This is a genomic window from Vibrio sp. 1580 (assembly GCF_033340055.1).
In genome coordinates this window covers 1-7,415 of record NZ_JAWOVT010000032.1, presented here as the reverse complement: position 1 = coordinate 7,415, position 7,415 = coordinate 1, and the positions used below count along the sequence as shown (strand labels likewise).

Sequence of the window (7,415 nt, the reverse complement as noted above, 5' to 3'; positions counted from 1 at the left end):
TTCTCTGACGTCGACAACGGGAAATCCGCCGAACCTATATCACCGCCGCCACCGTCGAGAAAATGTAGAAAACTGTGCTATTTCACAACTCGTAAGTATGAAGGTAATCGAATACTCCCAACTTTTTGAGTCTGATCATTTAAGAATGTTAGCTTTGCATCATCAATTAAGTTTTCTAACTTCTCAAGATAATATCTACACAACTCTTCAATAGACTTGGTTTTTAAAGAGTCTTCCTCTGGTACAGGCAACTCACTGAAATGTTGCTGCACTTTGGCCATACTTTCTGGAATTTCCACGTAATACTTTTCTTCAGTACCATCTGCTAGCTCAATAACCCAACCACTTCCACCTGATTGATCACCGATAAAGAAGCTTTGTGCCCCTGGAGGAGGATTCCCAAGCTTCGCAATATCACCAGATGAAATAGTTGCCGTGACAGATGTGCTAATAGGTAACTTGCCTTGCTTCAATATCTCATTTCTGAGCGTAACGAAATACTTCATGACAACATCCTGCTTCATTTCTTCTTGTAAAGGGATGTACCACTCGTTAAATGCCTCTTCACCAACAGGTGTTTTCAGGTTTTGAAGAACAAAAGTAACCGAACGTCCAAATACGATAAGGTTTCTTAAACCAGAGAAGCGACGAAGACGTGAAGTTGATACAAGGTCGTCATAGCCAAATCGGGCAGTCTGATACGTATCCTCAGCTTTCTGAATTATTGCTTTTATTTGAGTTTCCATTACTCCCCCCGAGGAGAATTCAATTAGTCAATATAGCTTTAAGTATCCAGCATGTCCCACTCATCACCCAGCAACCATCTTAGAGCAGAAAGCTTCCCATTTATCATACCCCACTCAAAGTCATCCCAAGGGCCAACATCATCGTATTTTTGCCTTACCCGGTCGGCTGAAACTAAAGCACCATCCCATATATGTTGGTGAATGATATTATTTCCATTCCTAACAGTTCCTTCGGGGATAAGCTCAATTTGACCTTGTTCTATCATATGGGCGCGATACATATGTCGGTTGTACCAAACTTTGTCAGTTAGCTCTTCTATAGAGTCCAAAATTTCATTAAGTCCACGGGTATCTTCCTGTATCCAAGATAACTCTAACTCAATTTCCTCCAACATATCGGGAGAAATATTTTTTACCGCATCAACAATATCTAGATGGTAATGAGCATTCTCCGAAAATATAGAAGAAAAATCAGAGTGAGGTTCCCGCCGATCCTTGGAACTAAAATCAGAGTAATTGTCGGTTATAAAATGAAATTCCCCATCCAAAATTGTGGACTTAAAGTCTTGAAACAATTCAATCAAGATTGCATCTGCAACACTGTTTTTTGACTTGTGGAAGGGAGCTAATTTATTTAATGCACGGTCAACAGCCTTTAGCTTTATTCCCTCAGAGACGGTAAGTTGCCGACTACTTTCCATCAAAGCTGTAAGCCTATCAGCCATGTAACCCGTTACTTCCGTAAGTATTGGCAACCTAGAGCCAATATCATTTAGTTCACTTATCGTGGTAGATTTATTTTCCCCTCCATATGCATTAACGATATTTTTTATTTTCTGGAATTCGGCTCCGACCTGCTGCCTTGTTGATTCAAGAACTCGATCTCGATTCCGAGAAAATTCATTCTTTACTAAATCAGGGACCACTATTTCAACCTGGCCTGATTCAACTAAATGCTCCAATGTTTCCACCAGAGCATATTGATTCTTTGACTTTGCTAGGTTGAGCCAAATACATGTATCGATAAACAAATAGTGCATATGTTCCTTCTTGAACTAATCCATTGCATGCTTATTGTAACGCACAACCAATAAGCGCTTTGATACATATGACACAGTTAGTACTTAAGATAAGGCAACAGGATTGAAGTTACACACCGAGCTATCATAAATTTCTCAGTAATCTTGTCGTCGTCGACGTCTATCACCAACCGCCAACGATGACACTAAAACAAAAAATCCGGCACCGATGACCAAAGCCACCGATGCCGGATGTGTTGATTAAATCAAAGGTTTATCTGATACCATAATGTAACGCTCTGCATCTCGTCCAAACTTGAAGTAAATGCCATTGGCATTCAAGCTCGATTCTTGCCCCTTAATCTTTGCTGACAACGCCGCTGCACCTTTAGGTAGGTACATGCTTTCTTCAAACTCTTGAAGCTTATTCAGAAGCTCGGAAGGTTTGCCCTTCCACGGCTTACCTCCAGCTTTCTTAAGCAATGCCGTAAAAGCAATAGTTAGACTATCATCTGCCATGCCCGACGCCATCAGCGACTCTACATTCTTCTCGTACACTTTTTGCAGCTTACCCTCTGGAAGTTTCCAGATTTTTTCTAGCGCTCCGATCCATTTGGCGTAGTCCATCATGCGAGCTTCGTGCATCACCTCAACATCAGGCAATACTGCCAACGCTTTGGATGCGAGAGTCAGTAAGGCGCCGAATATCTCTGGCATCGATGCTTCTAACTCAGCTTTCAGCTCTTGTTCAGGACGTCGATTGCCTTTCTTCATCGGCTCCAAGTTGACTCGGAGACAACGGGAAGCTAAGTCGGATTCTTTAACAAAATCATGAATACCGTTTAGTATTAATGGACTATGCAACTCAAGAAGAGTCACATCTGAGGTCTTATACAAGGTTTTTACTGGCTTTGTGCCTTTTGTAGCAACCGTACATAGCAGGTCACTTTGATTACGGGTCAACTTTCTCAAGTTGTCGATAACCACCAGAGACATACCATTAATTGTCTTAATAAAGTTACTTTCCGATGGCATTGATAAGCCAGATACTGCACTAGGATCTAGCAAACCACGAAGCACGTTATTACAGAAGAAGCTTTTCCCCGCCCCCTTTTCACCCTGAATCATCAAGATAGGGTAAGGAACACCTTTCGCCTTAGGGTTAGCCATTAAGTAAGTCATATAAGCTACCAGCAAGAAGAAAGTATTCGTATCGGTGTTAATGAACTTTCTCAGCTTGGCCAAGGCTGATTTGGTGTCATCGCACGGCAACTTAGGAGTAACCATTGGTAACTGAAAGCTCGGTCGCTGAAAATAAAGATTCTCATTACTTGCGGGCATTGTATCCAACACTTCAACACCTTGAGCGCTAAGTTGAGCAATCTGACCGTTCGATAGGTCAATGGTCACTGTTTCAGTTCCCGGAGCTATACCATATCGAATTTGAGGTTTAATCAACGGTTGCTCATGCTCCCATGCGATAGCTTTGACTTCCTCGAATGCATCTTTCACGTTTTTACCAACCAATCTTAACTCTACTCGCTTAGCGAACTTACGCAGCATCTGCTCTCCCTTATCAGAATCTAATGGGATTGCTTGCTTAGACTCTCCTGTATGCTCAATCAAATATGGTGTACGTGACTCGTCCTGCTTAACAACACTAGGACCAAACTGCTCTAAAAACTCTGCGAATACATTTTTGTCAGCCATTGTAAAAATCTCCTTTAATACTATTTTTCTTGGGATGGCAGCATCATTTCGACTGCCACTTTTAAACGGAAACCATTTAGAACATCGGCGGCGGCGTCGGTGAGAGCCTGAGTTGCCGCATCCAATTGGTTTTGAAATTGTGCTTGTTCTAACCTCACCAAGAACGAATCGTGGTTGGTGAGTAGAAGTGGAATGTTGGCATCATCAAGACGTAGACAGGCTCGGCGCATAATGTCGGCACCTGTTGCTTGAATCTTCCAATTAGTTAGCGAGAGTTGCCCGTCCAAATCCGAAATGGTGTATTTCCAATCTAAGGAACGAGCGAAGCCTTGATGTCGAATAACATCGGCAGATCTAGCAAGATAGCGGTCAATTGGGTAAATAAGACGAGATAGCTCATTAGACAGAGCTCTAACTCGACTCAAGGCAATACCCAGTTTTTCAGCGAGTGTCCGATAACCGATACCATATAAGCGCCCAATGAGCATTTGCTTACACTGGTCACGGCTAAATTGGCCGCCAACTAACTGAACGATATTTTTGTATATGTCTCCCTTTTGGTACCAATGCATGAGCACCTGACATTGCGCAAAATAAGCGGCAATCATGGGCTCTTGTTGCTGGTAATCTAAAAGGGCATAAACACTGCCTTTAGGTGGGCTCAGTACAGACTTCCAGTACTGCTTAGGAACTTGGTTCAGAGAAGAACCAAGAGCATGGTCACGACCTGTTTTAGTATGAAAAGCCGAGACAATAGGACGATACCAATGTCCGGTAGAATCTGTGTTTAGTGCTGTAACAATGCCTTGATATTGCTTAGCTACGAATTGGCTTGTACCCGATTTTTTCTGTGAGTACGAACCAATTCGCTTAAGCATTGCGGCACGATTTACTCTAATCGCTTCTCTACTCTTTAGATGCTCTATATGCTGCGTCATGCGACGTTGAACATCCAAAGGTGGCAAGCTCGAAACAGATTTAACCTCTTGAGCAATATGGTCAGGTAGGTAACCTTGCGCTGAGTGAACAAGTAACTGTTTATTCAGCGCATAGGTATGTGATCCGAGACCATAACGTGCGATTGCGATTCATGCTGCAATATCATCGAAATCCAAATCATCAAGGTCAATCTCATCTTCAATTTCGAGTTCTTCCAATTCTTCTAACGGCTCTGGTTCGTCCGAGAAAATTCCATCTTCGGAAGGATCTCTCACTCTTTCATCGTCGGCGTCGTCATTCACTTGCTTTTGTTCAGTATCACCGTCGACGACGTCAACGAACTCACCTTTATTTTCCAACAACGCTTGAGCTACAGGGTGTTCTAGGGAATCGATGTGATACTCTCCACCAAACGTTTCATCAAAAGCTTTCGCTACAAGAGACATATCAACATCGAATGGGGCGATATCATGCTCAACCGAGTAACTATAGACACCAGCCTCTTTGTTACGTTTTACGGAGATAACCTTCCCCTCAGCACTCGCCTTCACCGCGTCTAGCTTGCTGCGGTTCCAAGAATTTGATGGATTATCACTCAATAGAACTAAGCGAATCTCATTTTTTGTCGTTTGCAGAACATGAAGTACCTTTTGAGATACTTCTTTTTTTGGTAAGGACTGCGCAATGTCGGCATCTACATAATATGTATACTTATATCCTGTCTCGTCATCGTATCGCTCAATCGTTAGCATTTTTTGTACTTCAGACTTTGTCATAAATGGAACACCATCTGACGGCATCATGTTTGACAATGCATTACTAGGAATCTGCGCTTTGAAGTTAGCTACTTTTTCAGCCTGTGCATTTAGTTTTTCAAATAGACTCATTTCATTCTCTCCTAAGTTATCAATAGAAATTAATGCGGTTTAATTCAGCATCGCAATGGGCAACCATGCAGTTACCCATTAAGCTGCTAAATCAACATTCAAAAATCGTAGAGCGTTACTTTCCAGATTGTTAAAGAGCATTTACGGAAGTTCTTTGATTGAATTCCGATGGTTTAAAGACTTATATTTACCCCCGCAGACTCACTGCTCAGGGCGTGTTTTGTATTAAACAAGAAGCCGAGTTTGATAGCTGTCATACGCGCTCAGGTTTGTCTTTCACCTTCGCTTCCAATTCGATACCTCGTTGCTATGTCTGAACTTTATAGAACTTGGTTTTCACTGGCTGTCATACGCGCTTAGATTTGTCTCACCCCTTGCTACAGAAGCCTTCCCGCTGTTTCGCCAATGTATAAAATTGATTGGTATTCGGCTGTCATTTGCGCTCGGGTTTGTTGAGACAAAAAAAAGGAGAAGCATTGCTGCTTCTCCTTGAGTGGATTGAACGAGGTTATTGTTAAGCTTGGTCTTTACTGCTGGCTAGGATTTGACTGTGAATATAGCCCTTTTCTTGTTTATTGTTGTTCCAAGCTGAGAAGTTGTTTTTTAGATCAAGAAAACGAGCATTTACGATTTCCTCATCCGTCAATTCACTATCTTGCTCACCTAATTGCTGCATATCAGACATATAGAAAAAATCATCATCTCTTGCGATATCATCAGCAGCTTGGGATAGAGTTAGGTCATATCGATTAAGGTAAGCGTAAAGCCATGCTTTTATGAATAACCACCGATACTGTGAACGAAGATCTTTAGATTTTGCGAATTTATTTTTACTAATCTCTTTGTAAATAAAGTCTGTCGGCGACGGCGGCGTTTCTGCGCGCATACTCAACTTATTGACCAGAGAGTGAGCAAGAACAACATCGATATACCTTGGAAGCGTCAACGCAAACTCTTTCGTCACATAAGATCTTGACTTAATCGCAAACTCTCTAGTTTTTTTCTGCTTCAACCTCACTCTTACCCAGTACTTTAAGTAGCCAAGAAGATGAGACTCTCTTGAATTCATATAATCTTGTAAGAGCACTTTGGCCAAAACACCGTATCGTCCATGCGTATCCAAGGTGCTCAGTTCTCCATGTTCTAGCTCATCGGATTTGGATAGCTCCCATAATTGCTCTCCAATCAGCTGGCACTCATTAATTATCCATTGCTGCAAATCGGCATCGATATGTCTTTTACCTTCAAGGATAAACTGACCCACCATGCCGAACCAAACATAACAGCACCTTCCAGCCAATTCAGACAAGTCTTTGATTAGCTTAGACTCCTTATCTTGAACTAATTGCTCAAAAGCATTTTTAACCTTTTCAACTCCTTGCTCCTTCTTTCTCCCATAAGGTTTTTCAAAAAAGAGCTGACAATCCCACAAGTAATTATTCACATGGTCATTGTTAAAAAAGGTAAAGGCAAAAGTACAATAGGGATCATCACTACCTGGATATGGTCCATATTCGAATGCTTTCTGTGAGAAATTTTTGTGCTTATAACTTGGTCTGTTTTCTGACTTTCTCTTGAAACGTCTGTACCAAGGGTGAAAATCAGCAATCAAGCGTTCAAACGCTTCCAAGTCCGGATCGTCCTCCGGTATTTTAAAAAACTCTGTCACCAGTACATCTCACTCTGATTCATTAACGTAAGGCGTATTGTACGAATTCAAATTATTCCTTAAAGCAATAAATTAGCGTCGTCGACGCATTACGAACCGACGTCGACGACAACAAAAAAAAAGCAGAGGGTCTCCCCTGCTCTTCTGGCGCTCAGTCAATCATCTATAACCTCGTCGGCGACAATACCGATCAAAAACCCAGCAAATCCACCAGCTAAAGCACCGTAGGCCCCATAGTACCTAGCTCCGAGAGCTGCACCTATTTTCGCTGCACGAATACCTGTGTTCTTTTTGGATTGGGATGACGATTGTGAAAAGGTTCTGCTTTGCATGTTTGCTCCTTCTGGGATGTAAAAAAGGGCAATACTTCTCGATATCACCCTTAACGATTTAATACCCCAGCTTACTTAACTGAATCGCATAGATGATTTGCGAAGCTACGAGT

Annotated in this window: 7 protein-coding genes; all 7 read right to left on the bottom strand. The window is 42.0% G+C overall.

Translation table 11 applies throughout. The features are described from left to right. Positions 1-77: 77 nt before the first annotated feature. The 7 genes from R7093_RS23565 to R7093_RS23535 all read right to left on the bottom strand — a co-directional run bounded on the left by R7093_RS23565 (position 78) and on the right by R7093_RS23535 (position 7,302). On the bottom strand, positions 78-746 hold the full coding sequence (locus R7093_RS23565) for a hypothetical protein (RefSeq protein WP_065274160.1): 669 nt from the start codon (positions 744-746) through the stop codon (positions 78-80). 38 nt (positions 747-784) lie between these two features. Then, positions 785-1,786, bottom strand: a complete 1,002-nt coding sequence (locus tag R7093_RS23560) for a PIN domain-containing protein (RefSeq protein WP_065274159.1) — start codon at positions 1,784-1,786, stop codon at positions 785-787. A gap of 240 nt (positions 1,787-2,026) precedes the next feature. Next, positions 2,027-3,475: an ATP-binding protein gene (locus R7093_RS23555; RefSeq protein WP_065274158.1), complete on the bottom strand. Its 1,449-nt coding sequence runs from the start codon at positions 3,473-3,475 to the stop codon at positions 2,027-2,029. A 20-nt stretch (positions 3,476-3,495) separates the two neighbouring features. Further along, the gene (locus R7093_RS23550; RefSeq protein WP_237289041.1) at positions 3,496-4,413 is read right to left on the bottom strand and encodes a DNA polymerase; all 918 of its coding nucleotides are present in this window, start codon (positions 4,411-4,413) and stop codon (positions 3,496-3,498) included. A gap of 150 nt (positions 4,414-4,563) precedes the next feature. Further along, positions 4,564-5,301: a hypothetical protein gene (locus R7093_RS23545; RefSeq protein WP_065274156.1), complete on the bottom strand. Its 738-nt coding sequence runs from the start codon at positions 5,299-5,301 to the stop codon at positions 4,564-4,566. 514 nt (positions 5,302-5,815) lie between these two features. Then, positions 5,816-6,970, bottom strand: a complete 1,155-nt coding sequence (locus R7093_RS23540; RefSeq protein WP_039452745.1) for a hypothetical protein — start codon at positions 6,968-6,970, stop codon at positions 5,816-5,818. A 155-nt stretch (positions 6,971-7,125) separates the two neighbouring features. Then, positions 7,126-7,302, bottom strand: a complete 177-nt coding sequence (locus R7093_RS23535; protein ID WP_237289039.1) for a hypothetical protein — start codon at positions 7,300-7,302, stop codon at positions 7,126-7,128. Between the last annotated feature and the right edge of the window lie 113 nt (positions 7,303-7,415).